The 26,090-nt window shown below is 70.2% G+C and carries 27 protein-coding genes; 8 read left to right on the top strand and 19 right to left on the bottom strand.

Annotation, left to right across the window (positions count from 1 at the left end):
• Positions 1-229: 229 nt before the first annotated feature.
• Positions 230-637: a YciI family protein gene (locus ABT001_RS28815; RefSeq protein WP_351283366.1), complete on the top strand. Its 408-nt coding sequence runs from the start codon at positions 230-232 to the stop codon at positions 635-637.
• Between the two features lie 8 nt (positions 638-645).
• Positions 646-1,791, top strand: a complete 1,146-nt coding sequence (locus ABT001_RS28820) for an RNA polymerase sigma factor (protein WP_351283508.1) — start codon at positions 646-648, stop codon at positions 1,789-1,791.
• A 6-nt stretch (positions 1,792-1,797) separates the two neighbouring features.
• Here ABT001_RS28820 and ABT001_RS28825 read toward each other — a convergent pair whose 3' ends face one another.
• Genes ABT001_RS28825 through ABT001_RS28840 form a run of 4 tightly spaced genes read right to left on the bottom strand, consistent with a single transcriptional unit; the run spans position 1,798 to position 5,495 of the window.
• On the bottom strand, positions 1,798-2,466 hold the full coding sequence (locus tag ABT001_RS28825; RefSeq protein ID WP_351283368.1) for a response regulator: 669 nt from the start codon (positions 2,464-2,466) through the stop codon (positions 1,798-1,800).
• Complete coding sequence (locus tag ABT001_RS28830) at positions 2,463-3,737, bottom strand: sensor histidine kinase (protein ID WP_351283510.1); 1,275 nt, start codon at positions 3,735-3,737, stop codon at positions 2,463-2,465. The genes ABT001_RS28825 and ABT001_RS28830 overlap by 4 nt, the downstream gene beginning before the upstream one ends.
• 52 nt (positions 3,738-3,789) lie before the next feature.
• Positions 3,790-4,578, bottom strand: a complete 789-nt coding sequence (locus tag ABT001_RS28835; RefSeq protein WP_351283370.1) for an ABC transporter permease — start codon at positions 4,576-4,578, stop codon at positions 3,790-3,792.
• The gene (locus ABT001_RS28840; RefSeq protein ID WP_351283372.1) at positions 4,575-5,495 is read right to left on the bottom strand and encodes an ABC transporter ATP-binding protein; all 921 of its coding nucleotides are present in this window, start codon (positions 5,493-5,495) and stop codon (positions 4,575-4,577) included. The genes ABT001_RS28835 and ABT001_RS28840 overlap by 4 nt, the downstream gene beginning before the upstream one ends.
• A gap of 147 nt (positions 5,496-5,642) precedes the next feature.
• Between ABT001_RS28840 and ABT001_RS28845 the strand changes: the two genes are divergently transcribed.
• The gene (locus tag ABT001_RS28845) at positions 5,643-6,206 is read left to right on the top strand and encodes a GNAT family N-acetyltransferase (protein ID WP_351283375.1); all 564 of its coding nucleotides are present in this window, start codon (positions 5,643-5,645) and stop codon (positions 6,204-6,206) included.
• 9 nt (positions 6,207-6,215) lie between these two features.
• Here ABT001_RS28845 and ABT001_RS28850 read toward each other — a convergent pair whose 3' ends face one another.
• The 13 genes from ABT001_RS28850 to ABT001_RS28910 all read right to left on the bottom strand — a co-directional run bounded on the left by ABT001_RS28850 (position 6,216) and on the right by ABT001_RS28910 (position 19,657).
• A complete protein-coding gene (locus tag ABT001_RS28850; protein WP_351283377.1) occupies positions 6,216-7,763 on the bottom strand; it encodes a type IV secretory system conjugative DNA transfer family protein in 1,548 nt (515 codons plus the stop codon).
• Position 7,764: 1 nt separating this feature from the next.
• Positions 7,765-9,183 (bottom strand): ATP-binding protein, encoded by a 1,419-nt coding sequence (locus tag ABT001_RS28855; RefSeq protein ID WP_351283379.1) that lies wholly within the window; start codon positions 9,181-9,183, stop codon positions 7,765-7,767.
• An 18-nt stretch (positions 9,184-9,201) separates the two neighbouring features.
• Positions 9,202-10,752, bottom strand: a complete 1,551-nt coding sequence (locus tag ABT001_RS28860) for an SCO6880 family protein (protein WP_351283382.1) — start codon at positions 10,750-10,752, stop codon at positions 9,202-9,204.
• The gene (locus ABT001_RS28865; RefSeq protein WP_351283384.1) at positions 10,749-12,095 is read right to left on the bottom strand and encodes a hypothetical protein; all 1,347 of its coding nucleotides are present in this window, start codon (positions 12,093-12,095) and stop codon (positions 10,749-10,751) included. The genes ABT001_RS28860 and ABT001_RS28865 overlap by 4 nt, the downstream gene beginning before the upstream one ends.
• Complete coding sequence (locus tag ABT001_RS28870) at positions 12,085-12,954, bottom strand: hypothetical protein (protein ID WP_351283386.1); 870 nt, start codon at positions 12,952-12,954, stop codon at positions 12,085-12,087. Before ABT001_RS28870 ends, ABT001_RS28865 begins: the two co-directional genes overlap by 11 nt.
• Positions 12,955-13,145: 191 nt before the next feature.
• Positions 13,146-13,454, bottom strand: coding sequence for a DUF8827 family protein (locus ABT001_RS28875; protein WP_015610155.1), 309 nt, complete (start codon positions 13,452-13,454; stop codon positions 13,146-13,148).
• A 357-nt stretch (positions 13,455-13,811) separates the two neighbouring features.
• A complete protein-coding gene (locus ABT001_RS28880) occupies positions 13,812-14,462 on the bottom strand; it encodes a ribonuclease FAU-1 family protein (protein WP_351283389.1) in 651 nt (216 codons plus the stop codon).
• On the bottom strand, positions 14,459-15,358 hold the full coding sequence (locus ABT001_RS28885) for an oxidoreductase (protein WP_351283391.1): 900 nt from the start codon (positions 15,356-15,358) through the stop codon (positions 14,459-14,461). Before ABT001_RS28885 ends, ABT001_RS28880 begins: the two co-directional genes overlap by 4 nt.
• Positions 15,359-15,380: 22 nt before the next feature.
• Complete coding sequence (locus ABT001_RS28890; protein ID WP_351283394.1) at positions 15,381-17,936, bottom strand: polysaccharide lyase family 8 super-sandwich domain-containing protein; 2,556 nt, start codon at positions 17,934-17,936, stop codon at positions 15,381-15,383.
• Positions 17,937-18,085: 149 nt separating this feature from the next.
• On the bottom strand, positions 18,086-18,274 hold the full coding sequence (locus tag ABT001_RS28895; RefSeq protein ID WP_351283397.1) for a DUF397 domain-containing protein: 189 nt from the start codon (positions 18,272-18,274) through the stop codon (positions 18,086-18,088).
• A gap of 100 nt (positions 18,275-18,374) precedes the next feature.
• A complete protein-coding gene (locus tag ABT001_RS28900; protein WP_351283400.1) occupies positions 18,375-18,614 on the bottom strand; it encodes a DUF397 domain-containing protein in 240 nt (79 codons plus the stop codon).
• Positions 18,607-18,795, bottom strand: coding sequence for a DUF397 domain-containing protein (locus ABT001_RS28905; protein WP_351283403.1), 189 nt, complete (start codon positions 18,793-18,795; stop codon positions 18,607-18,609). Before ABT001_RS28905 ends, ABT001_RS28900 begins: the two co-directional genes overlap by 8 nt.
• Positions 18,796-18,805: 10 nt before the next feature.
• Entirely contained in the window at positions 18,806-19,657 is an 852-nt protein-coding gene (locus tag ABT001_RS28910; RefSeq protein ID WP_351283406.1) for a helix-turn-helix domain-containing protein, read from the bottom strand.
• A gap of 213 nt (positions 19,658-19,870) precedes the next feature.
• On the opposite strand from ABT001_RS28910, the gene ABT001_RS28915 reads away from it, so the two are divergent.
• The gene (locus ABT001_RS28915) at positions 19,871-20,344 is read left to right on the top strand and encodes an ATP-binding protein (RefSeq protein WP_351283409.1); all 474 of its coding nucleotides are present in this window, start codon (positions 19,871-19,873) and stop codon (positions 20,342-20,344) included.
• A 314-nt stretch (positions 20,345-20,658) separates the two neighbouring features.
• Here ABT001_RS28915 and ABT001_RS28920 read toward each other — a convergent pair whose 3' ends face one another.
• Positions 20,659-21,456 (bottom strand): SDR family NAD(P)-dependent oxidoreductase, encoded by a 798-nt coding sequence (locus ABT001_RS28920; RefSeq protein WP_351283412.1) that lies wholly within the window; start codon positions 21,454-21,456, stop codon positions 20,659-20,661.
• 85 nt (positions 21,457-21,541) lie between these two features.
• On the opposite strand from ABT001_RS28920, the gene ABT001_RS28925 reads away from it, so the two are divergent.
• The gene (locus ABT001_RS28925; RefSeq protein ID WP_351283415.1) at positions 21,542-22,396 is read left to right on the top strand and encodes a helix-turn-helix transcriptional regulator; all 855 of its coding nucleotides are present in this window, start codon (positions 21,542-21,544) and stop codon (positions 22,394-22,396) included.
• Between the two features lie 108 nt (positions 22,397-22,504).
• On the opposite strand, the gene ABT001_RS28930 is transcribed toward ABT001_RS28925, so the two are convergent.
• Entirely contained in the window at positions 22,505-23,134 is a 630-nt protein-coding gene (locus tag ABT001_RS28930; RefSeq protein WP_351283418.1) for a histidine phosphatase family protein, read from the bottom strand.
• A 196-nt stretch (positions 23,135-23,330) separates the two neighbouring features.
• Here ABT001_RS28930 and ABT001_RS28935 point away from each other — a divergent pair, with 196 nt between their 5' ends.
• From ABT001_RS28935 to ABT001_RS28945, 3 genes are all read left to right on the top strand, one after another.
• Positions 23,331-23,717 carry a hypothetical protein gene (locus tag ABT001_RS28935; protein ID WP_351283421.1) on the top strand — a complete coding sequence of 129 codons (387 nt, stop codon included), beginning with the start codon at positions 23,331-23,333 and terminating at the stop codon, positions 23,715-23,717.
• Positions 23,714-25,501 (top strand): alpha/beta hydrolase, encoded by a 1,788-nt coding sequence (locus ABT001_RS28940; RefSeq protein WP_351283424.1) that lies wholly within the window; start codon positions 23,714-23,716, stop codon positions 25,499-25,501. Before ABT001_RS28935 ends, ABT001_RS28940 begins: the two co-directional genes overlap by 4 nt.
• Before the next feature lie 221 nt (positions 25,502-25,722).
• A complete protein-coding gene (locus ABT001_RS28945) occupies positions 25,723-26,043 on the top strand; it encodes a hypothetical protein (protein ID WP_351283427.1) in 321 nt (106 codons plus the stop codon).
• Positions 26,044-26,090: the final 47 nt, after the last annotated feature.

Here is a 26,090-nt window from a genome sequence, read left to right on the forward strand (position 1 = left end):
CTGCAGGGGGGACCCTGTGGGAGAGTAGGACGCCGCCGAACAATTATTCCGGGAAAGCCCCGTGCCCTTGTGGCACGGGGCTTTTCTGCGTTCACCGTCAGTCACGGAGCGTGACCGGAGGATTCGGTCCCAAAAAACAAGGCCGGCGATGTCGAGAACGCGTGCCTGGCTACGTCCCCGTGGTGAAGGCGACCACAATGGCGGTCGCACCGCACGGAGGAGAGACACGATGGCCAAGTACCTGCTGCTGAAGCACTACCGGGGCGCCCCGGCCGCGGTCAACGACGTACCCATGGACCGGTGGACGCCCGAGGAGATCTCGGCCCACATGCAGTACATGAACGACTTCGCGGCCCGGCTCGAAGGGACGGGTGAGTTCGTCGACGGCCAGGCGCTCGCCCCGGAGGGGACGTTCGTCCGCTACGACGGTGAGGGCCGCCCTCCGGTCACCGACGGCCCGTTCGCGGAGACCAAGGACCTCATCGCCGGCTGGATGGTGATCGACGTGGACAGTTACGAGCGTGCCGTCGAGCTGGCCGGAGAGCTGTCGGCCGCTCCTGGGGCGGGCGGGCGGCCGATCCACGAGTGGCTGGAGCTGCGTCCGTTCCTCACGGCGCCGCCGACCATCACGGAATGACGTCTCAGGTGAACGAGCCCCTGCTCCGAAGCCTCACACCGAGCGTGCTCGGAATCCTCGTCCGCCGCGGAGCAGACTTCGCGGCGGCCGAGGACGCCGTGCAGGAGGCGCTGGTCGAGGCCGTTCGTGTCTGGCCGGCCGACCCTCCGCAGGACCCGAAGGGCTGGCTGGTCACCGTGGCCTGGCGCAGGTTCCTCGACGCGACCCGGGCGGACACCGCTCGCCGCCGGCGTGAGGACCGGGTCGACGAGGAACCTGCGCCAGGGCCCACGCCCGGGGTGGACGACACACTCCAGCTCTATTTCCTGTGTGCCCACCCGTCGTTGACGCCGTCCTCCGCGGTCGCGCTCACCCTGCGCGCGGTCGGGGGGCTGACCACCCGCCAGATCGCCCAGGCCTACCTGGTGCCCGAGCCGACCATGGCACAGAGGATCAGCCGTGCCAAGCGCACCGTCTCCGCTGTGCGGTTCGACCGGCCCGGCGATGTCGCCACCGTGCTCCGTGTCCTCTACCTGGTCTTCAACGAGGGCTACTCCGGTGACGTCGACCTCGCGGCCGAGGCCATCCGTCTCACCCGGCAGCTCGCGGGCGCGATCGACCATCCCGAGGTGGCGGGCCTGCTCGCCCTCATGCTGCTCCACCACGCGCGGCGTGCGGCCCGGACCGCGCCCGACGGCAGTCTGGTGCCGCTGGCCGCGCAGGACCGGAGCCTGTGGGACACCAGGATGATCGCGGAGGGCGTCGAGATCCTGCAGGCCGCCCTCGCGCGGGACCGGCTGGGCGAGTTCCAGGCCCAGGCCGCCGTCGCGGCGCTCCACGCCGATGCGCGCACCGCCGAGGAGACCGACTGGGTGCAGATCGTCGAGTGGTACGACGAGCTCGTGGCCCTCACCGACAGCCCGGTGGTCCGGCTCAACCGTGCCGTTGCCGTGGGCGAGGCCGACGGACCACGCGCCGGTCTGGCTGCGCTCGGGGAGCTGGACCCCTCGCTGCCCCGCCACACAGCGGCGGCGGCGTATCTGCACGAGCGGGACGGTGACCTGGCCACGGCGGCACGGCTGTACGCCGAAGCGGCGCGGAAGGCGGTCGCCCTGGCGGAACGCGATCATCTGACGCTTCAGGCGGCGCGGCTCCACGCGCGGGAGCGCCACTGAGCGCGGTCAGCGCGGGTTCACCAGGTGGGTGTCGTACGCCAGGATGACGGCCTGGACACGGTCCCTGGAGCCCGTCTTGGCGAGGATGCGGGTGACGTGTGTCTTCACCGTCGACTCGGCGAGGTGGAGGCGCGCGGCGATCTCGGTGTTCGTCCACCCCTGTCCGATGACCGTGAGGATCTCCCTCTCCCGCTCGGTCAGCGAGGCGATGCGCGGGTCGTCCGTACCCCCGGTTCCGCCCGGTGCGGCCGGCAGATGGTGCGCGTAGGCGTCCAGGAGACGGCGGGTGAGGCTGGGGGCGACGACCGCGTCGCCGCTCGCGACCGCGCGGATGCCGGACAGGAGCTCCTCCGGCAGGGCGTCCTTGACGAGGAAGCCGCTCGCGCCGGCCCGCAGGCCGTCGTAGGCGTACTCGTCCATGTCGAAGGTAGTGACGATCAGGACCCGGGTGCGGGCCCCGGACGAGATGATGCGGCGTGTCGCCTCGATGCCGTCGAGCCCCGGCATCCGGATGTCCATCAGGACGACGTCCGGATGGTGGCGGGCGACGAGGTTCACCGCCTCCGTGCCGTTCGCGGCTTCACCGACGACTGTCATGTCGTCCTGGCTCTCCAGCAGCATGCGGAAACCGAAGCGCTGCATCGCCTGGTCGTCGGCTATGAGTACCGTGGTCACGGGGCTGTGTCCTCCTCCGGGGGAAGGCGAAGTCGTGTCTGCCAGCCGCCTGTGGGGAGCCGGCCCGACTCGAGTGTGCCGTTGTGGAGCGCGGCGCGCTCACGCATTCCGCTGATGCCCCGCCCGGTGCCGGGGCCGTCCACCCCCGGTCCGCGCTGCGGTCCGCCCCCGCCCGTGTCCGTGGCCAGCACCTCCAGGCCGGCGGGCGTGTAGGTGAGCGTGACCTCGGCCGTGGGATCGGGCCCCGCGTGTTTCAGGGTGTTCGTGAGGGACTCCTGGACCACCCGGTAGACGACGAGTTGACGGCCGGGTGAGGCGGGTTCGGACGGGGGACTGCCGTGGACCGTCAGCCGGACGGGCAGTCCTGCCTCCCGTACCCCGGTCAGCAGGACATGGAGGTCCGCGAGTGAGGGCTGGGGGGCGAGTTCGGCCTCCGGGGCCGGCTCGCTCAGCACGCCGAGCACGCGCCGCAGCTCCGTCAGGGCCTGCCGGCTCGTGGTGCCGATGGCTTCGAGGGCCTGGGCGGCACGTTCGGGGCTCTTGGCCGCGGCGTACGCTCCACCGTCGGCCAGGCCGGTGATGACGGAGAGGTTGTGGCCGATGATGTCGTGCATCTCCCGCGCGATACGGGCGCGTTCGGCGGCCGCCGCGAGCTGGGACTGCTGGTCACGTTCGCGTTCGAGCCGGTGGGCGCGTTCGACGAGGGCCTCGGTGTACTCACGTCGGGTGCGTACGGCGATGCCGAGCAGGGTCACGAAGGCGAACGCCCAGAGGTAGGAGACGAGTTGCTGGTCCGCTGTGCCGGGTATGAGAAGGGCTCCGGCGGCGGCGGGCAGGCACATCAGCAGGCCTGAGCGGGCCAGGACGCCGAGGGGCAGCCGCAGGGCGATCGTGTAGGCGGGGATCAGCTGGAGCATCGCGGCCTGGACCACTGCGCCCGTCCATATGTTGAGCAGGGAGACGGGCGCCATCAGGACGAGCACGGCCACCGGGCGCTGTCGGCGCCACAGCAGGGGCACCGAGAAACACAGGCTCATCAGCAGGACCAGCTGCTCCGGTGCCTCCCTGTTGCGGGCGACCGTACGCCAGCCGCCGGTGCTGTAGTCGAGCACCGCGACGACGACCCAGAAGGCGGTGACCGCGATGTCCCAGTGCATCGGCTTGCGGCGGTCGAAGGCGCGGAGGCGTTGCAGGAGGTCCTGGATGTAGAGGGTCAGCGGTGCGGTGCCGGGGTTCAGGTGCCCGGGTGGGTGGCTCTTCTCGTCGTGCACCCTGTCCGCGCTCGTTCGGTCCGTCACCGCCGTACCCCCTCCGTCCGTCCCCTCACGCGTCCCGGCGGCGCAGGAGCACCGCACCCGCGGCCACCGATGCGCCCGCCCACAGGCCCAGGGCCAGGAGAGCCGAGCCGGTGCTCGCGGCATCCGGGAGGGGAGTGGCCGAGCCGAGCACCCCGGCGGCCTGGGTCGGGAAGTACTTCAGGGCGCTGTCCACGGCATCGTACGGAAGGACGCCGAGTACCTCGGGCAGGATCAGGACACCGCCGATGTACGCCCCGATGCTGCCGGGTACGGAGCGGAGGGTGGCGCCGAGGCCGAGGGCGATGAGACCGAGCAGCGTGATACCGGCCGCGTTGCCCGCGATCGCCCCGAGGACGCCCGGATCGGTCAGCCCGGTGGCCTGGTCGGTGTCCCGCAGGAAGAGCTGCGCGGCGAGGAAGGTGATCAGCCCGGTGACGGACATCGAGGTGAGGACGGCGACGGTGAACACCGCCGCCTTGGCCCACAGGACGGGAAGCCGGCGCGGTACGACGGTGAGTGAGGCACGGATCATTCCGGTGGAGTACTCGCCGGCTGTGACGAGGATGCCGAGGACCGCGAGGCACATCTGGCCGAGCTGGCTGCCGTAGAGGACGAGGACGACGGGGTCGATGTCGGAGTCGCCGCCGCCCGACGTGTACGTGCCGCCCATGACGAGCCCGATGCCGAGCACCAGTGCCGCCGCCGACAGGAGGGTGATCCAGGTCGAGCGCAGGGACCGGAGTTTGTGCCACTCGGAGCGCAGGACGCGGCGTGGTGTGATGCGGTACGGGGTCGGGGCGGTGGCGGCGGTCATGCGGGGGCTCCCGTCAGGGGTGCGGCGGTCCGGTACTCGACGGAGTCCTGGGTGAGGTCCATGAAGGCCTGTTCCAGGGACACGGTCTGCGGGGTGAGTTCGTGGAGCGGGATGGCGTGCTCGGCGGCGGTGCGGCCGATGTGGGCGGCGTCGGTGCCGTGGACGGTGAGCTCGTGGGCGGTAGCGGTGATCATCCGTACGCCGGGCCCGGTCAGCAGGGCGCGCAGGGCGTCGGCCTGCGGGGTGACGACCTTGACCGAGGCGCCGCTCGCGGTGCGGATCAGCTCGTCCACGGTGGTGTCGGCGAGGAGCCGGCCACGGCCGATGATGACGAGGTGGTCGGCGGTGAGCGCCATTTCGCTCATGAGGTGGGAGGAGACGAGGACGGTCCGGCCCTCTGCCGCCAGGGACGTGAGCAGGGTGCGGATCCAGAGGACGCCTTCGGGGTCCAGTCCGTTGACCGGCTCGTCCAGGATGAGGGTCGCCGGATCGCCGAGGAGCGCGGCGGCGATGCCGAGGCGTTGCCCCATGCCGAGCGAGAAGCCCTTGACCCTCTTGTGGGCGGCTCCGGTGAGTCCGGCCAGGTCCAGGACGTGCTCGACGCGGCTGCGGGGGATGCCGTGGGTGTGGGCGAGCGCCATGAGGTGGTGGAAGGCGGTACGCCCCGGATGGACCGAGCGGGCCTCCAGGAGGGCCCCGACCTCGGTGAGCGGTGCGGGGTGTGTGGTGTAGTCGCGGCCGCCGATGGTGGACCGCCCGCCGGTGGGGGCGTCCAGGCCGAGCAGCATGCGCATGGTGGTCGACTTGCCGGCGCCGTTGGGGCCGAGGAAGCCGGTGACGGTGCCCGGTCGGACGGTGAAGTCGAGGCCGTGGACGACGGTGGTGTCCCCGTACCGTTTGGTGAGGTCCCTGATCATGGTGGTGACGCTACGGAGCGTGCCCCGTGGCGGTCGTCCGACCGAGGGCTGGATGTGCGGGGCGCCGTAGTACCCGGGTACGACGCGGGGCGGGCCTCCGCACCGAACTCGTTTGCCGGGAGGTGGTGGGCGGGGCACGATCGGCGGATGGACTACGTCGTGCGTGCCGTGCGGGCAGAGGAATGGCAGCGGGCCAAGGAGATCCGGCTGGCGTCGCTGCGGGACCCGGCGGCCTCGATCGCCTTCCTGGACACGTACGAGCACGCGGTGAGCCGGCCCGATGTGTTCTGGCAGGAGCGGACGGCGCGTGCCGCCGAGGGGGAGCACAACCGTCAGTTCATCGCCGAGGCGCCCGACGGCGAGTGGGTGGCAACGGCGACGGTCCTCGTCGAACGGCCCGGTTCCGAACCGGGCTTCGGGGAGGCCGCCGAGGTCGATCAGGGCCACCTGGTGGGGGTGTTCGTCCGGCCCGGACACCGGGGGCGCGGGGTGGTGGACGCGCTGTTCCGCGAGGCGCTCGACTGGTCGTGGGCGTTGGCCGGGCCTCCGCTGGAGCGGGTGCGGCTCCACGTCCACGAGGACAACGCGCGGGCCGCTGCCTCCTACCGGCGGATGGGCTTTGCCCCGACCGGGGAGACACTGATGATGGAGGGTGATCCGGCGGCCCTGGAGCTTGAGTTCGAGATCCGCCGGAAGCCACGGCAGGAGTGATCGGAGCGGTCAGCTCGGTCCGGGGGCCGGCAGGCGTTCCCGCCAGCGAGCACGGGCCTGTTCCTCGGAGCGGAGCAGGACCAGGGCGGGCATGCCCAGGCCCTGCCCGGCCGACAGCAGCTCCGGGAGCTGGGGAAGCGGAGCCACGGCCGCGACGTCGTCGAGGACGAGCGTCATTGGTGGGTCGAGCCGACCGTCGGTTGACCGTGCGGCCATGCGGCGGCCGTGCTCGACCACGTGCGAGGCGAGTGCGGTGAGCAGGGGCATCGCACCGGGGTGGTGGCGGGGATCCTCGATGGATTCACCCACCACATAAAGCGTTCCCCCTTCGCCGGCAAAAGAATCCAGCACGAGCGCGTCGGCTCGGTTGGGTGTGCACGCCTCGCGGATGTGGACCGAGGAGAGGGCGGCGAAGGCCCGCACTGTCAGCTCCTGCGCCATGTCGCGGCGTTCGGGGTAGGCGGTGAGCGCGGACTCCAGCAGTCCGGCGAGCCCGGACGCAGCCTTGGGGTGGGTACGGAGCAGGCGTACCGGTTCGTGGCCGCCGGAGCCGGAGGCCCAGCGGTGTACCTGGCGGAAGGGGCGGCCGTCCACGGCGGCCGCGTGCAGCCAGCACTGGAGCAGGGTCTGGGCGGTGTCGGCCACGGCCGCGTCGATCCTGGCCAGGGGGCGGACCGGGGTGAGGAGGGCGGCTGCCCGGGAGGCCGCGGTGGCGGGGTCCTCGCAGCCGGCCGTGGGCGCCCAGTGGAGACGGGCCGGGGTGTCGCAGAGGTGGCCCGGGTCGTAGACGAGGACGGGGCCGAGCTTGCCGCGGGCGTCCTTCGTCTCGTCCCAGACGGTGGGGTCCGAGGTCACGACGAGTGCCGGGCCGTCCGCGTCACGGATGGCCTGGACGGCGGCGGGGCGGCGGGTGGCTGCGGTGCCGTACAGGACGTGAGGGGTACGGGGCGTGGGGACGACCGGCTCCGCCGCGTACGCGGTGAGGGGCGCGGTGGTTTCGACGGGGGCCGGGGCCGCCTCGACGGGCGCCTGGGCCGGAGTGGCCGCGCCGGGCGCGTGGGCCTGCGGGGGAGCCGCCGCCGGGACGTGTGCCGGGGCCGGAGCGGGTGCCGGGGCCGGGACGTGCGCCGCGGCCGGAGCGGGCGTCGGCGCCGGGGGTGCTTCGGTGAGGGCCGCTCTCCTCTGCTTCCGTACCAGCCGCCAGCGCGTCACCACGCCCACCGCGAACACCGTCAGCACCAGCAGCACCATCACCTCACCGATGAACAGGCCCCAGAACAGGCCGTATCCGGAGAGGTCGCCCGGCGGGGTGTCCGGCCAGGCGCCCGGAAGGTTCGTCGGTTCGACGACCAGGGCGCGCAGGGCCAGCGGCGTCCGCGTGAACGTGATGTTGTCCGGCCAGCCCCCGTGGGCGAACAGTCCGGCCAGGCCCGTGGCCGTCCACGCCAGGACCGTCAGCCCGAAGAGGAAGGCCAGCAGGCCGAGCACCAGGCCGTCCGGGATGCCGCCCTGGCCCTCGCCGCCGCGCCCCTGACCGGATGGTGCCTGGCGTGCCATGTCATGCCACCGTTGACTCGGACGACTCGTTCAGCCGTTGCTGGTTCTCGATCCGCGCCGCCCGCTGCTCCGCCTCCAGCTCCGCGGCTCGTACGTCCTCGGGGAGCAGGTCCATCGCGGAACCCTCGGTCATCGCACGGTCGGTGAAGACCAGAGGGCGTTCGGCCTCGGTGATCAGGTGCTTGACGACCTGGACGTTGCCGTTGACGTCCCACACGGCGATACCGGGGGTCAGCGTCGGGATGATCTCGACGGCCCACCTGGGCAGACCGATGACTTTGCCCGTCGCTCTGGCCTCGTCGGCCTTCTGCGCGTAGATCGTGCGGGTGGAGGCCATCTTCAGGATGGCCGCCGCTTCCTTCGCCGCCGCCCCGTCGACGACGTCGCTGAGGTGGTGGACGACCGCGACGAAGGACAGCCCGAGACGTCGGCCGAACTTCAGCAGGCGCTGGAAGAGCTGGGCCACGAAGGGGGAGTTGATGATGTGCCAGGCCTCTTCGACCAGGAAGATGCGTTTCTTCCGGTCGGGCCTGATCCAGGTGTGCTCCAGCCACACGCCGACGATCGCCATGAGGATCGGCATCGCGATGGAGTTCCGGTCGATGTGCGAGAGGTCGAAGACGATCAGCGGGGCGTCGAGGTCGATGCCGATCGTCGTCGGGCCGTCGAACATGCCGCGCAGGTCACCGTCGACGAGCCGGTCCAGGACGAGGGCGACGTCCAGGCCCCAGGCGCGTACGTCGTCTATGTCGACGTTCATCGCTTCGGCGGACTCGGGCTTCGGGTGGCGCAGTTGCTCCACGATGTCCATCAGGACCGGCTGGCGGTCGAGGATGGTGTCGTTGACGTACGCGTGGGCGACCTTGAGCGCGAAGCCGGACCGTTCGTCGAGGCCATGACCCATGGCGACCTCGATGATCGTACGGAGCAGGGCGAGCTGCCCGGTCGTGGTGATCGACGGGTCGAGGGGATTCAGCCGGATCCCGTCGTTCAGTGCGGCGGTCGGGTCGAGCCGGATGGGAGTGATGCCCAGTTCCTGCGCGATGAGGTTCCACTCGCCGACGCCGTCCTCGCCCTGGGCGTCCAGGACGACGACCTGCCGGTCACGGAAGCGGAGCTGGCGGAGCACGTACGTCTTCTCCAGCGCCGACTTGCCGTTGCCGGACTCACCGAGGACCAGCCAGTGAGGGGCGGGGAGCTGCTGGCCGTACAGCTGGAACGGGTCGTAGATGTAGCCCTTGCCCGAATACACCTCACGCCCGATGATCACGCCGGAGTCGCCGAGGCCGGGCGCGGCGGTCGGCAGATAGACGGCCTGGGCCTGGCCCGTCGACGTACGCACCGGGAGCCGGGTCGTCTCCACGTTTCCGAAGAGGAAGGCGGTGAAGGCATCCGACAACGCGGACAGCGGATCTCGCATGGCGTGACTGCCCTCTCGTTAGCGACGGATGCCGGTGGCGAACGGCAAGGTGTTCACAAAGGCGCGGTGGTGCTCCCGGTCGCACCACTCCAGCTTCAGGTACGACTTGCCGGCCGAGGCCCGGATCGTCCGCTTGTCGCGGGCGAGTGCCTCGGGGGAGCGGGACGACACGGTGATGTACCCGACGAGATTCACTCCGGCGGCGCCGCTCGCCAGATCTTCACCCCGCTGGTCGAGCCGGCCGTGGGCGGCGATGTCGCGGGGGTCGACGGTGCGGTTCATCTTGGCCTGACGGCTCGCCTCGGCGTCGTCGTTGGTCTTCTCCGTCAGCATCCGCTCGATGGCGAGCTCAGTGGGTTCGAGGTCCATGGTGACCGCGACCGTACGGATGACGTCGGGCGTGTGGACGAGGAGGGGGGCCAGGAAGTTGACGCCGACGGGCGTCATCGGCCATTCCTTCACCCAGGCCGTCGCATGGCACCACGGGGCGCGCGTCGTCGACTCACGGGTCTTGGCCTGGAGGAACGTCGGCTCGACCGCGTCCAGTTCGGCCGGCCAGGCGTTGCGCTTCGTCATCGCCTGGATGTGGTCGATGGGGTGGTCCGGGTCGTACATCGAGTGCACGAGCGAGGCCAGTCGGCTCTGGCCGAGCGGCTGCCGGACCCTGATGTCGGCCTCGGCGAGCCGGGCGCAGATGTCGGTGAGCTCGCGCGCCATGACGACGGCGAGGCCGGCGTCACGGTCGATCCTGCGGCCGCCCTGGGGGCGGACGGCGCGGGCCATGGCGTTGGCCTCGGCGGCCAGGTCGCGGCTGTAGTGCATGCAGGCCACGAGGTAGGCGCGGTGCTGCTCGCTGGAGGTGGACACCATCGACTGGAGCTGGTCGTACGAGTCCTGGAGCCAGCCCGGGGACGACCTGTCGCCGCGCTGGGCGACGTCCTTGGCGTGCGCGTCGGGGTCGGCGGGCAGTGTGCGGGCCAGCATCTGTAGCCGCGTCACGAAGCCGTCGCCGTTGGCCACGTGCTTGAGCAGCGTGCCGAAGCGGTCGACCAGGGCCTCCTGGTCCTCGCTGTCGCGGAGGCCGACCCCGGGGCCCTCGATCTCGATGGCGGCGGTGACCGTACGCCGGTCGGCGTGCAGCAGTACGGCGATCTCGTCGGGGCCGAACGGTGCGGCGAGCCAGCTGATCCGGCCGATGCCGGGCGGCGGCCCGATCTCCACCTCGCGCCCGTCGGCGCTGACCCCGGCCTCCATGGCGGAGGAGCGGTAGGCGGTGCCGCGGCGCAGGGTGCGCTTGAAGCTGCGGTTGATCTCGAACCACTTGTAGAAGGTGCGGCCCTTGTACGGGAAGTACACGACGGCGAGGGCCAGCATGGGGAAGCCCACGAGCGTCACGATCCGCAGGGAGAGGACCGGGACCAGGAGGCCGCTCATCATGCCGAGGAACGCCCCGGCGATGATCAGCGCGATCTCGCCCGTCTCACGGTTCTTGCCGATGATCGCGTTGGGCCGGGCGCGGCCGATGAGGTACGTACGGCGGGGCGCGATCGTGTGGGACGGGGTCGTCAACGCCCTCCACCTCCTGAGCTCGTGTTACCTGTGCTGCCTGAACCGCCTCGTGGGGTGCGGCTGCCATGGGGGGTGCCCGAGGTGGGCCCGGCCCCGCCGCGGGGGGAGGGCGCGCCTCCGCCGCCCGACGTACGGGAGCTGTGGGCGGCGACACCGCCGCTGACCGGGTTGGCGGGCCTGGCACCGCCGCCTCCGCCACCGCCTTCACCGCCGCCGTTGCGGCCGCTGTGGGTCTTGATCCCCTGGGAGACGAGAGCGGCGGGCGAGCTGATCATCGCGGCTGCCTGGGAGCCGTCGGTGGCCTGCTTGCGGTTGGTGCGGGCGCCCTGGATCTCGTCGCCGAAGCCGGGAACGAAGCGGTAGATCATCGCGGAGGCGAAGATGGCCAGCAGGATGATCGCGAGGCCGGAGACGACGGCCGAGAACGCGTTGGGCCCGTCGTCGGCGGAGAGGGCTCCGGCGAGCCCGAGCACGATGACGATGACGGGCTTCACCATGATCACGGCGATCATGATCCCCGCCCAGCGGCGGACGTGGCCCCACATGTTCTTGTCGACGAGCCCGGAGTACACGACGACACCCAGCAGCGCGCCCACGTAGAGCAGGGCGGCACGGATCACGAGCTCCAGCCACAGGATGCCGGCGGCGAGGATCGACACGAGCGAGACGACGATCAGCATGATCGGTCCGCCGCCGATGTCGGTGCCCTTCTTGAGTGCCTCGGCGAACGATCCGAAGAAGACGTCGGTCTGTCCGCCTGTCGCGGCGGAGATGACCTCGGTGATGCCGTCGGTGGCCGAGACGACCACGTACAGGATGAGCGGGGTGAACGCCGAGGCCAGGACCGTGAGCCAGAGGAAGCCGATGGCCTCGGAGATCGCGGTGGTGAACGGAACGCCCCGGATCGCCCGCTTGGCCACGGCGAAGAGCCACAGGACCAGGGTGAGGACGGTGGACGCGGCGAAGACCACGGCGTACTGGGTGCGGAAGGTGGAGTTGGTGAAGTCGACGGTCGCCGTGCTCTCCACGGCCTCGCTGAGCTTGCCGACGAGGTAGGCGGCGGCGTCGGCACAGCCGCGGGCGAGGGAGGTGAGGGGGTCCAGGGCGTCGTCGGTGGGGGGCGCGATGCGGGCGCCTGAACCTGCGCCTGCTTCGCCGTCCTCGCAGTAGTCCTTGGCGAGCCCGACGATGAGGTCGCAGGGGTTGTCGCTCGTACTCGGCGAAGGTGTCGGCGTCGGTGTCGGCGCAGCATGGGCAGGAGATGCCAACGCAATCACTGCTGCCGGCAGGCTCCCCAGGATCCCGGCACGCGAGAGAGTGCGGAACCGACGGTTATCGGGCATAGGTGAAGCCTCCGTATCCCTCAACCGCACCAGCGATGTCGTCCGCAGTCGATGCCCGGTTGTCGCCGTTCACGGGTGTCGGTCCCTCTGCCTGACTCGACGACTCGATCTTCCAGTCGTCGCCGACCCACTTGAGCTTCTCGGTGATGGTGAACCATGTCGCGGTGACGGGCTTGGTGGATCCTTCACCTGCCATGCCGACGAGCCCCGTGCACCAGACCTCCACGCTTGCGGTGTCCGGGCCCTGGGCTGTGACCTTCGTTCCCACCGGAATGGTCCTGGAGACGAACGTCAGCCCGCTGGGTGTGCTGCCGTCCTCGTTCAGCCCGACGTTCGTGAGGAAGCCGGGGGAGTATGCCTTGGCCATGTCGGTCTGGAGAGTCGCTACGACGGCGGGGTCATGGGTGGCCTGCAGGATGCCGTCACGCTTCGTCTTGACGAACATCTCCGCAGACCCCAGCGCCACCGCGTAGTTCGCCGCCGCGCTCTGCGCCCCCTGCTCGTCGTGCGCGAAGCCCGAGGCGATCGTGCCGTTCTTGCCCGTGACCGGCTTCGTGCCCGTCGCGGCCGTGGGGCCCGCCCCCGCCGCGTCCGACTTCTTCTCGTCGCCGCCGCCCGAGGTGCCGCCGCCCCCGCCCTGGTTCGCGAACGCGATCGCCGCGATCAGCAGGACCACCACGCCCACCACCATGATCAGTGAGCGCGTGTTCCGGACGGGCTTGCGGCCGTATCCGTCGCCGTCGTCACCGCCGGGCAGACGCGTGCGCGTCTGCCGTGTCCCGCCGAGGGTGCTGTACGCGTCCTCCGTACGGCCCCCCGGATCGTTGCCGCCGTAACCGCGCTCATCGCCCTGGCTCATGCCGCGTCCGCCCCCTCAGCCGTGTGCAGTTCCGCGTAGTACGACGGTAGCGCTGCTGTATCCCGCGCATGGGCGGTGTGGTGACTCGACATCAGGGGACGCAACCTCTGCCGGTGGGCACGACGAACGGACGATGTGGGTGGACGGGGACTCGGGTGTGCCCGGGGCAGGGCCTGTCGGGTGACTGCGGGTCAGACAGCCATTCCGTACACGATGGTGAACAGTGTGCCCAGCGATCCGATGATGAAGACGCCGGTCAGCCCCGCCACGATGAGGCCCTTGCCCTGTTCCGCGCTGAAGGTGTCACGCAGTGCCGTCGCGCCGATGCGTTGCTTCGCCGCGCCCCAGATCGCGATGCCGAGGCACAGCAGGATGGCGATCGCCATCACCACCTCGATCATGATGCGCGCCTCGTTGCCCAGGGTCCCGAACGGCCCCCAGTTCGGGGCGATTCCGCCGATGATGGTGGTGATGTCGCCCTTTTCAGCTGCCAGGATCATGTAAGTCACCGCCCCTGTTGGGTAGTTCGCTGCCCGTGCCGGTGCGACACGGGTCGTCCTCTATCTTCGCTGATGAAACCGGCATCGCACGACGCCTTCCCGGGTCTCTTTACCCGGATCTCGCACGTTTGACCGGAGAAACCGCCCTGACCTGCGATTCACATCCGAATCCGCCCGCATATGCATGGTTACTCTGTGTATCACGGGGTGTGACGGCTAGCAATGACGATGGCCATGGGTTCCGGGTGCGGTTGGTGCGTTCATCGGACGCGGGGGATTCGTACGCGCTGTTCGAGAGCCGTGGGCGCGCCGGTGGCTTCGTCCCGACGCGTCATCAGATGCCCTGCGGGGAAGGGCTCACGGCTTCGGTGGCCGGAGCACGGTGCGTTCGGGCGCCCGGCCTCGGGGCGGGGTGGTCCAGGCGGAGGGCGGCTTGAACGCGCACCAGGTGCCGTCGAACGGGAATGCTCCCGACTCGGCGACACGGGCCACTCGTTCCCCCTCTGCGCGGATCGCCGTCGCCTCCTCCGTGGACCAGTACGCGGGGTGGCCGGTCTTCTGTGCGAACGACCGCTCGTCCTTCCATCTCCAGGTGCGGTCCGCCGACACGGTGATGTCCAGCTCGTGGTCGGCCACGTCGATGTCCTCGCCGCGGTGGTCCCGGTGCTCCAGGTTCACGTACCAGCCCCGGAACTTCTTCTTCCGCCCGAAGAACCAGAAGACCGAGTGGCCGGCCCCGGCCGGCTGGTGGATGAGGGCGCTGCCCATGGGCCACCGGGCGGCCTTCGCCGGGTAGCCCTGAGCGGGCCGTTCCTCGGGCGGGATGTCGCGGAGGTGGGCTCCGCGAGGTAGCTCTGTACGCCACATCGGGGTGCCGGTCTCCAGCCACACCAGCTGGCCGTCGCCCGTGCGTTCGACCAGGCGTACGGGTACGGATGAGCTCAGGTGGCCGCCTATGAAGAGGTTCCAGCGGAGGATCCTGCCGTCCCCACCCACCGTTCCGGTCATGGCGCGAGAAGGGTCAGGTCTTCCGCGGTCAGCCGCAGTGCGCCGGCCGCCACGTTCTCGGCGAGGTGGTCCGGATTGCCGGTGCCCGGGATGGCCAGCACATGCGGTCCCTGGTGCAGCGTCCAGGCCAGCCGCACCTGGGCGGGTGTCGCCCCGTGGTTGCGGGCGACACCCAGCACCGCATCGCCCGGTGCACCGTTCGGGCCCTCCTCGCGTCCCGTACCGGCGATGGCGAAGAACGGTACGTAGGCGATGCCCTGGTCACCGCACGCGCGCAGGAAGGCGTGGTCCTCGGCCGGGGACTCGATGCCGTACGCGTTCTGCACGCAGACGACGGGGGCGATGGTCCGCGCTTCGGCGACCTGTTCCGGCGTGGTGTGGGAGATGCCCAGGTGGCGGATGAGTCCGGCCTCGCGAAGCTCCGCCAGGGCGCCGAAGTGGTCGGCGACCGATGCCGTGGCCTGGCTCCGGGCGAGGCGCAGGTTCACCACGTCGAGGTGATCGCGGCCGAGCTGGCGCAGGTTCTCCTCGACCTGGCCCCGCAGCTGCTCAGGGGTGGCCCAGACCCAGGCACCGGAGGGGTCCCGCCCGGGGCCGACCTTGGTGGTGATGACCAGGTCGTCGGAGTACGGGGCGAGCGCGCTGTTGATGAGCTCGTTGGCGGATCGCAGCGGGGAGAAGTAGAAGGCGGCGGTGTCGATGTGGTTCACGCCGAGCTCGACGGCGCGGCGCAGGACGCTGAGGGCGCGGTCCCGGTCGCTGGGTGTGCCGTCGGCGAACGCCGCACCGTTCTGGGGGAGGCGCATGGAGCCGAAGCCGAGGCGATTGACCGTCAGGTCGCCGAGCTTCCAGGTGCCGGAGTCCGATGCGTTGATCGTTTCGGAGGATGAAGGCATCGTCGGATTCTTCCACCCGCCGTCAGGGCCGCCCGGCCAGCGTCGCCGTGAAGCTGCGGCCGTAGGCGTGGTGGGTCGTGACGTCGATTCGGGTGCCGCCGGGGACGTGGCGCACGCGGACCCCGGCGTCGGCCGAGACGGGCCGCAGGAGTCGGCCGTGCAGGGTGACCGACACGGTGCGCCGCGTCGTCGTGGGGTCGGACACGGCGAGGGAGTACCCGCCGTCCGAGGTCCAGCGCAGCATGACCGACGCCGGGCCGTCGATCGAGAGGCGCCCCGCACGGTGGGTCCCCGGGGTGAAGGCGTTGGCGGCGGTGATGCCCAGGCCGGTGTGGGATGCGGCCTGCAGCCGGACCGTGTTGGACAGCACGGTGAGCGGGCCGCCGTGGGCGTAGGCGGTCAGCTGCCGCGCGGAGGCGTTCGGGACGAGGGCGTGCGCCATGGAGGCGGGCCGGGCTCCGGCGGCCTGCTCGTACGACACGGTGAAGACCTGCTTCGTCACCGCCGTGTCCGCGTTGGTGAGGCGTACGAGGCGCCGGCTGCGGGTCACGGTGTCGAGGGCGACGACCGGGGGCGGGCCGGACAGGAAGACGTAGCCGACCGCGGTGCCCTGCCCCTCGTCGGCGTACCGCAGCCAGGCCGGCGGGGCGGACCCGGTCCGCTGCCAGGGTGAGCCGTCGCGGAGGCCGCCGGTGAGGGCGACGGGGGAGGAGGGGGCGGCGATGCGGCTGTCGGCCACCGTGGTCACGGCGCGGCCCGCCAGGCCGGTCACGCCCGCCGAGAGCACGACGATCTCGTCGTCGAACATGAACCAGGACCTGGTGGCACCGGCCGCCCGGTACGCGACGAAGTCGTCGGGCAGGGTGCCCGCCTGCTGGGCGGCGTACGCGGCGTCGTCGGACAGCACGAGACCGGTGACGCCGTAGGCGCCGAGGCGGGCGCCTCCGGAGAACGCCTGGGTTCCGCGCGGGAAGTAGACGTACGTGTTCTGCGCCTCGGAGGACGCGGTGAAGCCGCGCTCCGGGTTGTCGTACCAGAGGGTGCCGTAGAGCTCGGGGACGCTCCGCCGCGTCTCGACGGGGGCGGTGACGCCCGCGAGGCGGTGGGGCTCGACGGCGGTGAAGTAGTCGATGCCGTACGCCTGTCGCTGGTCCGCGCCGGAGAGGTAGAGGTAATGGGCGCCGTCGCCCTGGAACCACGGCATCAGGTTCTCACCGCTCATGTATTCGTACCTGCTGATGCGGTCGGAGTTGCGTGCCAGGGCGAAGGCGTAGCCGGGGCGACGGTGGACGGTGCGGTCCATCGCGTTGAACGCGGTGTGGGAGGCGGCGTGGCCGAGATCGCGGGCGGGCACGGGCGAGTTCAGGATGTCGGCGTGGCGGGCGATGCTGACCGGGGAGACGAAGGCCGTCGTGTCGAGGCTCGCCCTCGCCGTCTGCCGGACGTACTTCACGTATCCCTGGAGGGCCTCGGTGTCGCTGGCGGCCGTGTACGCGGAGAGGTCCACGACGGCCTCCACGACGGCGGTGACGTCCGCGTACCCCGTGCCGGTGCGCGAGACCGCACGCCCCTTGACGATCTCCATCATCCAGCCCTCGAAGATCAACGGGGCGAAGCCGTCGACGACCCAGCCCCGCACGACGTCGACCAGGCTGTCGTCGGGGACGTAGCCGGTGCCGTCGAGGATCTTGACGGTCTGGACGATCCGGGTGAGCAGGCCCTTGCCGTAGGAGCCGGTGTACGCGACGGAGGCGTGCTGCACGAAGGAACCGTCGGCGTAGAAGCCGTCGGTGACGCCGTGGCGCGGCCGGTAGGGGTCGATCGTCGCGAACACGGTCAGCTGGTCGGCGAGGGCCTTGGTGATGCGGGGCTCATCGCCGAGCAGGGCGCCTTGGAGGATCCGGTTGGTCGTGATGTCGGCGAGATTGGCGCCGGTGTGGAAGCGCGAGTCGAGATCGACGTCGCCGTCCTCGCCGTTGCGGAGGTACCCGTCCATGGAGGCGACGTACGTCGCTGCCAGCTCCGGCCGGTACGCCGTGAGCTCGTCCCTGAGCAGGACGAGCGTCTTGGTCACGTGGGCAGGGATGCCGATCTCCCAGTGGAACCAGTTCCCGTAGTAGCCCTTCGACTGGTCACCGAACCAGCCGTCGTGGAGCCGGGACAGGCCGTCGATGACCCGGCGCCGGACCGAGGCGGTGTCGTCCGTGCCCGCGAGGCAGGTGGCGAGCGCGATCTCGTAGAGGTACTGGTACGACGCGCTGAGGTTGGGGTCGCTGGTACCGAGAGGTACGCCCGCGAAGAGCTCGTCCTGCCCTGCCCCGTCCATCGCGGCGAGCCGGGCGCGCGCCGTCGCCCGGAGGGCGGCGAGCTTGGGCGCGACCTCGGGGCGGGCGTTGGACTCGGCGGTGCCGGCGAACACCGCGACGGTGTTGCGGAGGAGGCGGGCGTGGGTGTCGTCCGAGGAGGCTCCCGGCTCGCTCCGGTTCCGGGGTGCTGCCTCCGCCCGCAGCGCCTGGGACAGCGCCCAGAGCGTGGCTGCGGGGACCACGGAGAGTACGGAACGACGCGAGAGCTCCACCAGCACGCTCCAAAGACCGGCCTGTCAGCGCTTGTTACCCCTGTGCCCCAGTGTTCCCCGCATACCCCGGCCGGGCAACGGTCCCGCGTCGGGCGATCGGTCCGGGGGCTGGTGGGCGGCGCGGGTCCAGGTGAGGTCGGTGGGGGGTGTCAGCCGCGGGTCCGGGTCTCCTTTACGGTGCGGATGAGGGCGGCCCAGGCGTCGGGGCTGGTCCGGAGTGTCGCGCCGCTGGGGTCGCTGCTTTCGGTGAGGACGACCATGCCTTGGTGCGCGGCGACATGCACGCAGGAGTTGCCCTGAGCGCAGTAGGAGGATTTCTGCCACTGGTGAGAGGACATGAGGGACTCCTTCAGCGAACGGTTGGCCGGTCCTCAAAAACGGTATTGCCCAAGGTCGCCGAGTGCAGAACGAGGCCGTTCGCCCGTGCGGGCGTCGAGGTCAGTTGTCCGTAGAGGCGGCCTCTGCCTCGGCGAAGTGGTCGAATTCGCCGGCCACGACGCCTTGGGCGAACGCTTCCCACTTCTGCGCCGTGGTGGTCACGACCGTCTCAGGGGCGCTGGTCTCACGGAGGTATACGAACCCACCGGGCCCGAACGCGATCTCGATCCAGGGCCCTGGGCCCTCCGCGTCCTCGGGCGCGGCGCGGGTCCAGGTGAGGTCGGCGGGGACGTCAGCCACGGGTCCGGGTCTCCTTTACGGTGCGGATGAGGGCGGCCCAGGCGTCGGGGCTGGTCCGGAGTATTGCGCCGCTGGGGTCGCTGCTTTCGGTGAGGGCGACCGATTGCTGGTCGGCGGCGATGTGTATGCAGGCTTCGCCTTGCGCGCAGTAGGAGGACTTCTGCCAGTGGAGAGTGGTCATCTCTGGTCCTTCACAGTTCCTGAGCGATGGTGTGGATGAGCTCGCGCGATTGTTCCGTCGGCAAGGCGGCGGCACCGAGCCGTTCGAGTAGCAGCCGGTACTGGGCCAGCTGGGCTTCGGAGTCGATGAACACCGGACCGTGGGACTGGTCAAGTTGAGCCGTGTCGAGGGCAGGGACCGGACCCTGTACGTAGTACACGGACTGGCCGGATCCTGGGTAGTACGTGGCGGAGAACGGGATCACCTGGACGGACACATGTGAGTGTTCGCCCATCGCGAGTAGATGACGGAGCTGTGAGCGGGCGACTTCCGGGCCGCCGTAGCGCATGCGGAGAGCTGCTTCGTGAATGACGGCTCTGTAGGGAGCGGCACCATCCCGGTACAGGACGGCCTGTCGCTTCACGCGGTACGAAATCCTGTGTTCGATCTCGGGTGGTGACATCTCAGGTACGGCCTGCCGGTAGATCTCACGCGCATGATCGACGGTCTGGAGGAGGCCTGGGATGTGGATGCTGTGCGCGGCCCGCAGGCTCGTGCTGTGGTGCTCGATCTCGGCAAGGTCCAGGAGCTTCGTGGGGAGGATTTCCCTGTACTCCTCCCACCAGCCACGCTTGCGCTCGCCCGTCATGTCGACCAGGGCCTCGATCAACGCCTGATCCGTGCAGGAATATGCGTGGGCAGCGACCCGCACACGGTCGGCGCTGACGCCGAAGCGCGCCACTTCTATGTTGCTGAGCTGTCCTGCGCTCGTACCGAGGAGTACGGCAGCCTGCGTGGTGGTCAGCCCGGCACGCTCGCGCAGCTTGCGCAGTTCCGCGCCCAGCCGTGCACGGCGTGCAGTGGGTGCTGCCCTGCTGGTCATCCTGAACTCCCGCTGAGATCGGTTGCATTGCGAAGAGTCACTCACACGAGTGGTTCGGTACAAGGATTACGGTCAATCGGCGCAAGTAATCCTTGCGAGAGTTTAGTCTCCCTCTCAGGCCACCCGCCCGGAAGTACCCCGCTCGACGGAGCGGCCTCGTCACCGGGTCATGCGACACGCAACCCCAACGCTCCTCCGAGAACGGAGACTTCCATGGCTCTGGCCACCGTAACGCCGCCCTGGGTGTACATCCTGCAACTTCCGCAGGATCCCCGTGGGCCGGGAATCGCCCGGGCGACTCTGCGGACCGTGCTGGCGGTGCACGGGATGCGGGACGTGATCGACACCGCAGAGTTGCTGGCCGGCGAGCTGGTCACCAACGCGTACCGCTACTCCACGGGTCCGTACTCGCTCCGCCTGCGCGGGGCGGGGCGGAATCGGGTGTGGGTCGGGGTGTGGGACAGCAATCCGGTGATTCCGGAGCCGTTCGCCGGAGGTGTGGGCGGCGGTGCGATGAACGAGCCATGTGCCCTGGCCGAGCGGGGGCGGGGGCTTCAGCTCGTACGGGAGTGTGCGGAGAGCTGGGGTGCGTACCCGATCCGGGGCGGGCTGCCGGGGCAGGGCGGCAAGGTGCTGTGGGCCGAATGCGTAGGAAAACCGGAGTGTCAGTGGAGTGGCCTATCGTAACGCTGTGTAGCTATTCGGTGAATCGATGGAGGTCACGTCCATGTCGGAGGCCTACGGATATGACTGGCAGGAGTGCGGGCACTGCTCGTCATGGACCCCCCGCACGGCACCTGCCACTTTCCCTCTGCCCCTCTGCCCCTCTGCCCTCGCGCCGAGGGCCGCCACGGACTCGTTACCTCTACGGCGTTCCTGGTGCACCTCCTCGGCGGTGATCAGGAGCGGTCGCCAGGGCCGGTGACGGGCGGGGCTGCGGTGCCGCCGCCGCCCCGGCCGCGCGTCTTTGCCCTGCGTGGGCGGGAGCCGCGAGGTTCGCCTCAGGCGCCGGCGCCACCGTCGACCGGCACGATGGCGCCGGTCACCATCGAGGCGCGGTCGCTGAGCAGCCAGGCGGCGGCCTCGGCGACCTCGTGGGGCTCGGCCATCCGTCCGAGGGGGATCGACGAGGTCATGTGCGCGACGATGCCGGGGGTCGCCGCCTCCCACGCGTCGATCATCTCCGTGGCGGTGCCGCCGGGGGTGATCGCGTTCACGCGGATGCCCTGAGGGGCCCACGACACGGCGGCGGTCTCGGTGATGCTGTTGAGCGCGCGCTTCATGGCGCCGTAAGCGGGGAGCGCGGGGTTCGCGCGGCGGCTGCCGATGCTCGACGTGTTGACGATGGCCCCGCCGCCGTTCCGTCGCATGAGCGCGGCCTCGGCGGTCATGGCGGTCCAGTGCGAGCGGAAGTTCACCTCGAACTGCGTGTCGATGTCCTCGTCGCTCGTGGCGTCGAGGGGGCCGGGCTGCTGGCCCGCAGCGCCGTTGTTGAAGGCACCGTCGAGCCGGCCATGCAGCTCCTCGACGCGGTCGACCGCCGCACGGATGCTCGTACGGTCGGCGAGGTCGAGAGTGACGGCGTCGGCGGTGCCTCCGGCGGCGCGGATCTCGGTGACGATGCGGCCGAGGGCGTCCGTGGTGCGGGCGGCGAGCACGACGGCGGCTCCCTCGGAGGCGAAGAGCCGGGCCGCTGCCGCCCCGATGCCGCGGCTGGCTCCGGTGATGAGGACGACCTTGCCGGTGAGCAGGCCGATGGGTGCGTTGACGGTGGGTGCATTGACCGTGGTGTGTGTCATGACGCCACTGTCGGCCGACCTCCAGCCCGGATACAGGCACAGGCTGTACCAGGATCCGCCGCCGCGCAGCGTGCACACTCGGAGTATGAACAAGCAGGAGTTCGGAGCGTTCCTCCGTAGTCGTCGCGAGCGGCTCCGGCCGGAGGACGTGGGCCTTTCCTCCGGTCCACGGCGCCGGACACCGGGGCTGCGCCGTGAGGAGGCCGCGGTCCTCGCGCACATCTCGACGGAGTACTACGTCCGCCTCGAACAGGGCCGGGCGCCGAGGCCGTCGGGTGAAGTCCTCGCCGGGATCGTGGGAGCGCTGCGGCTCACCGATGCCGAGGCCGACCACCTCCACGTCCTCGCGGGTACCGCGCCGATGCGTACCCGGGTGCACCGGCGTGACGTCCGCCCGAGCATCCTCGCGCTCCTGGAGCGGCTGCCGCGAACGGCCGCCCTGGTCATGTCGGCCGCGTTCGAGGTGCTCGCGTGGAACAGCCTCGCGGCCGCGCTCATGGAGGACTACGCCGAGGTCGCCCCGAAGGACCGCAACCTTGCGCGCCGGGCGTTTCTCGGCCCGGCGGGGCCGGACTCGACGCCCCTGTACGGGGTTTTCGACGCCGGCGAGTTCCGGCACCACGTGGTCATGGAGCTCCGCGCCACCCTGGCCCGCTATCCGGCGGATGCCGCGGTGACCGGCCTCGTCGACGAACTCCGCGACGGCAGTCCCGACTTCGCCCGCCTCTGGGAACGGCACGACGTGCAGGCCGCGCCGATGCTCACGAAGACCTTCCACCACCCGGTCGTCGGGGAGATCACCGTCGACTGCGACGTACTGACGCTCACGGACCGCGACCAGCGCCTGGTGCTCTACAGCACGCCGACGGGGTCCCCCGGGGCCGAGGCGCTGGCTCTTCTCGATGTGCTGGGCGCCGGCACCGACGTATACGTGGTGTGACGGGGGCGCGGTCGTAGCCGGGGCGGTAGAGGGCGCCCGGCGGTATGCCTGGCCGGATCAGCGAGGGCTGTTGCCGCGAGCTCTGCGGCGCGTGGATCATGCCTGGGCTCAGGGGCGGAACTCCGGAGGGAATCCGGTCCAGCGGAGATCCGTCGGGAGGTGGCTCGTGTCGTTGACCATGACCAGGGCGGATGGTCTTCCCGGGGCGTAACGGATGACGGTCAGCGCGGCGTTGGCGTGGTTGAGGCCCATCCAGCGCCAGGCGGGCGCGTCGAGGGCGTCCCGGACGAGCCAGGCGGCCAGGAACGCGTGGGTGACGAGCAGTTCGTGGCGCGGTTCGTCGCCGGAGACCGGCCCGGTGAACCGTTCCTGCGCGGCGCGTGCGAGCACCGGGCCCCGGTCGCGTTCGGACTCGGGAAACTGCTCCACGAACCGGAGGAGCCGGTCCGCCGACTCCTCCGGAAACTCGTCGCGTCGCGGGACGTACGGGGGGTAGTCCCCCGCCGCCTCGGAGACGTGCAGGGGGACGCCCGTCCCGAGGCGCTCGCGGACCAGCCGGGCGGTCTGCGCGGCGCGGGGGAGCGGACCGTGGTGGACGGCGGCGAACGGTACGTCCCGGAGCCGCTCGCCGAGGTACGCGGCCTGACGCCTGCCCCGTTCCGTCAGCTCGGTCTCGTCCGGGGAGGCCTCGCCGTGCCGGGCGATGTAGAGGAAGCGGGTCGCGGTTGCGGTGGGCATGGGGCCCTTTCGGCTGGTCCGGTGGGTGTCGAGGTGGACGGTGCCTTGCCTCCGGCCGGTTCCGGGTCGCGCGTTCGGGTGATGTCGGCGCGGGCTGTTCCTTGCGGTGACGGGGGTTCGGGGCATTCGCCGGTGCGCCCCGGCGTGTCGGGTACGCCGCGTTTGACACAGTGACGCTCCGTGATCGAGGAACGGGGTGAGCGGGGTGGCCGAGGCGCGCGGGCTGAGTGATCCGTTGGGGCCTACGGGCGGAGGTGACCGGGGGCCGAGGCTGAAGCACAGCGACGGGCCGTGGCTGCGTGCCGCCGGGGGCGCGGAGGAGCTGGTGACCCAGCTGGGTCCGGTGCGGGGAGAGCTGAGCCTGGCGCACCAGGGGCTCATGGCGGGGGCCGGCCGGCTGACCGCACTCGCGGAGCTGGCGGCCGTCCGGGAGTCCTGGGAACGGCGGATCCAGGCCGCGCAGGGCGAGTGCGGAAGCCTGGCGGCCAAGCTGCGGGACGTCGCGCGTACGCAGGGCGCCACGAACGAGGCCGTCAGGTCCTCCTTCGCCGGCGTGAGGACGGGCGGGGGTGACGAGCGGTGACCGGGACGCCGACGTTGACGTGGGCGCAGTTACGCGAACTGAAGTGCGCCGAGCTGGAGGGCGCGGCCGACGGCTGGGGCAGGTCGAGCAACCGGGCCGACGCGGCGCGGGACCGCATCGAGCAGCAACTGCTCACCGGGCTCCGCGACACGCAGGAGGGCGAGGCTGCGCAGGCGGCGGTCGCACGGCTGCGCGAGCTGGGACGGAACTTCCAGTACGTGTACACCGAGTGCGGCCTCCTCCGTACGACGCTGAACTCCCTGGCCCACGAGTTGAAGACCCAGCAGCGGGTGCTGGCGCAGGCGCTGGACGACGCGGCCGAGCTGAAGTTCACGGTGCACGCGGACGGGTCGGTGACGTACCCGGCGGCGGGCGAAGGGCTCATCGACGGCGCGCCGCTGCGGGGTGGCACGGCGTCGTCCAGTGGAGCGGCGGGCCTGGTGCCGCCGTCGGGCCTGACCGCGCCGAACCCGAACGTGGCCAAGGCGCAGGACATCGCGGACCGGGTGACCGGGGCGGTGCGGGCGGCGGCCGAGATCGACTGGCGGTACGCCGGGATCCTGCGCCGGCTGAGGGCGGAGGAGGGGCTGAAGGTCCCGGTCTCTACGTGGAAGGACGCGGCGGCCGACGCGACGGAGGTCAGGGACGCGGCGGGGGCGTACCTCAAGGACGCCATCCCACGCGACGCGTCTCCTGCGGAGCGGCGGGACTGGTGGGCGGGGCTGACTCAGGAACAGCGCGAGGAGTACCTGGCGGTGTACCCGGACCAGATCGGCAACCTGGACGGGATCCCGGCTCTGGTCCGCGACGCGGCGAATCGGGACAACTTGCAGCTGCTGATCGGCAAGTTGGAGGGGCGGGACGACGAGAAGTCGGTGACGCAGCTGGCGGGACTGCGGGAGATCGAACGGCAGTTGGGGGCGGGGGGCAAGCCTGGGGAGCCGCCGATGTTTCTTCTGGGAATCGGGGATGAGGGAAACGGGCGGGCGATCGTCTCGTTCGGAAACCCGGACGCGGCGAAGAACGTGGCGGCGTATGTTCCGGGGCTGGGAACATCTCTGGATGAAGAATTCGCAAAGAACGACCTGAAGCGTGCTCGTGATACCGCCATTGCCACGCGAGATATTGACTCGTCGAGTGCGACGATTGCTTGGCTTGGATACGACGCCCCTCAATTCCCGGATGGCGTGGACAGTTTGTCCGTCATGGGAGACCGGAAAGCAGTAATTGGTGGTCGATCGTTCAGTGCATTCATGGGAGGTGTGGCCGCTACCAGTGAGCACGAAGATCCGCACATGGTAGCCATTGGGCACTCCTATGGTTCGCGTACGGTCGGTGCCGCAACGCAAGCGGATGGTGGAATGTTTGGGGTGGATGACATTATTCTGGTTGGTAGTCCGGGTGTGGGTGTGGATCGTGCTGAAGATCTGGGAGTGAGTGGGGATCACGTTTTTGTCGGGGCAGCTGAAAATGACGTGGTGACCAAGACGCCATCTCGGTTGCAGGGAAACCTGGCCGCGGTTGCTGGTCCGGCGGGGTTCGCTTTAGGGGGTTTGCTGGATGGGGACAGTCTGTGGTTCGGCGAGGATCCTGCGAGCAAGGGGTTCGGCGCCACGCGATTCTCGTCGGACGAAGGGCCGTCTCTGATCGGGCTACATGGAGTTTCGTTCGATGCTCACTCGCAATACTTTGACCGGGATGGAGCGCACTCGGTATCGGCGGACAGTATTGCTCTGATTGCGGCGGGCAGGGCTGACAAGATCAAGGTAGAGGAGCCGCGTTGAGGTATAGGCCTTTGCTATTTGTGCTGAGCCCACTTGTGGGCTTGTCAATGGCTGTAGGTTGCGGAAATGAGGAGGGTGGAAGTGGAGTGAACATGCAGGAGGCCGCCACGCAATCCGACGAAATCCTGGACAGGGTTGTTCGTGCCATCCATCCGCAGGTGAGGTGGACACATGGCCCGACTACAACGGGAAGTTGCGAAGTATCCCGGAGGCGAACGATCATGACGGTAATCTCGGCAGGGAGGCGTGGCAGTTTTCTGGGCATTGTGGACCGACATTTGCAAAGAAGTGGATACCGGATTAATGCCATCAATAATGATGAAGAGTTCCCGGCGATTTATGCGCAGACTGAGGAGGGATACACGTTCAGTCTGCGATTTGGGGGTGAAGGGCAGGCGTTTCTCCGCGTCGACACCCCCTGCGTCGAAGAGTCCGAGGTAGCCGAGTCCACCACCAAGGCGACCGCCCCCACCTACGAGGGCATGGAGCACATCCCCCGCCCCAACATCCGCTCCCCCTTCTGGTCCGTCGGCGCCCCCTGATCCCCCGTGGCCGCCCCTGACGCCCCCTCATGCCCCCACCCACCCGT

This window comes from Streptomyces sp. NPDC002793, from assembly GCF_040295485.1.
Taxonomy (GTDB): domain Bacteria; phylum Actinomycetota; class Actinomycetes; order Streptomycetales; family Streptomycetaceae; genus Streptomyces.

Bases quoted from the DNA above. Each gene is read 5' to 3' on its own strand.
- ABT001_RS28815 (WP_351283366.1), top strand. From the start codon at position 230: ATGGCCAAGTACCTGCTGCTGAAGCACTACCGGGGCGCCCCGGCCGCG.
- ABT001_RS28835 (WP_351283370.1), bottom strand. From the start codon at position 4,578: ATGACCGCCGCCACCGCCCCGACCCCGTACCGCATCACACCACGCCGC.
- ABT001_RS28840 (WP_351283372.1), bottom strand. From the start codon at position 5,495: ATGATCAGGGACCTCACCAAACGGTACGGGGACACCACCGTCGTCCAC.
- ABT001_RS28845 (WP_351283375.1), top strand. From the start codon at position 5,643: ATGGACTACGTCGTGCGTGCCGTGCGGGCAGAGGAATGGCAGCGGGCC.
- ABT001_RS28850 (WP_351283377.1), bottom strand. From the start codon at position 7,763: ATGGCACGCCAGGCACCATCCGGTCAGGGGCGCGGCGGCGAGGGCCAG.
- ABT001_RS28855 (WP_351283379.1), bottom strand. From the start codon at position 9,183: ATGCGAGATCCGCTGTCCGCGTTGTCGGATGCCTTCACCGCCTTCCTC.
- ABT001_RS28865 (WP_351283384.1), bottom strand. From the start codon at position 12,095: ATGCCCGATAACCGTCGGTTCCGCACTCTCTCGCGTGCCGGGATCCTG.
- ABT001_RS28870 (WP_351283386.1), bottom strand. From the start codon at position 12,954: ATGAGCCAGGGCGATGAGCGCGGTTACGGCGGCAACGATCCGGGGGGC.
- ABT001_RS28875 (WP_015610155.1), bottom strand. From the start codon at position 13,454: ATGATCCTGGCAGCTGAAAAGGGCGACATCACCACCATCATCGGCGGA.
- ABT001_RS28880 (WP_351283389.1), bottom strand. From the start codon at position 14,462: ATGACCGGAACGGTGGGTGGGGACGGCAGGATCCTCCGCTGGAACCTC.
- ABT001_RS28885 (WP_351283391.1), bottom strand. From the start codon at position 15,358: ATGCCTTCATCCTCCGAAACGATCAACGCATCGGACTCCGGCACCTGG.
- ABT001_RS28895 (WP_351283397.1), bottom strand. From the start codon at position 18,274: ATGTCCTCTCACCAGTGGCAGAAATCCTCCTACTGCGCTCAGGGCAAC.
- ABT001_RS28905 (WP_351283403.1), bottom strand. From the start codon at position 18,795: ATGACCACTCTCCACTGGCAGAAGTCCTCCTACTGCGCGCAAGGCGAA.
- ABT001_RS28910 (WP_351283406.1), bottom strand. From the start codon at position 19,657: ATGACCAGCAGGGCAGCACCCACTGCACGCCGTGCACGGCTGGGCGCG.
- ABT001_RS28915 (WP_351283409.1), top strand. From the start codon at position 19,871: ATGGCTCTGGCCACCGTAACGCCGCCCTGGGTGTACATCCTGCAACTT.
- ABT001_RS28920 (WP_351283412.1), bottom strand. From the start codon at position 21,456: ATGACACACACCACGGTCAATGCACCCACCGTCAACGCACCCATCGGC.
- ABT001_RS28925 (WP_351283415.1), top strand. From the start codon at position 21,542: ATGAACAAGCAGGAGTTCGGAGCGTTCCTCCGTAGTCGTCGCGAGCGG.
- ABT001_RS28930 (WP_351283418.1), bottom strand. From the start codon at position 23,134: ATGCCCACCGCAACCGCGACCCGCTTCCTCTACATCGCCCGGCACGGC.
- ABT001_RS28945 (WP_351283427.1), top strand. From the start codon at position 25,723: ATGACGGTAATCTCGGCAGGGAGGCGTGGCAGTTTTCTGGGCATTGTG.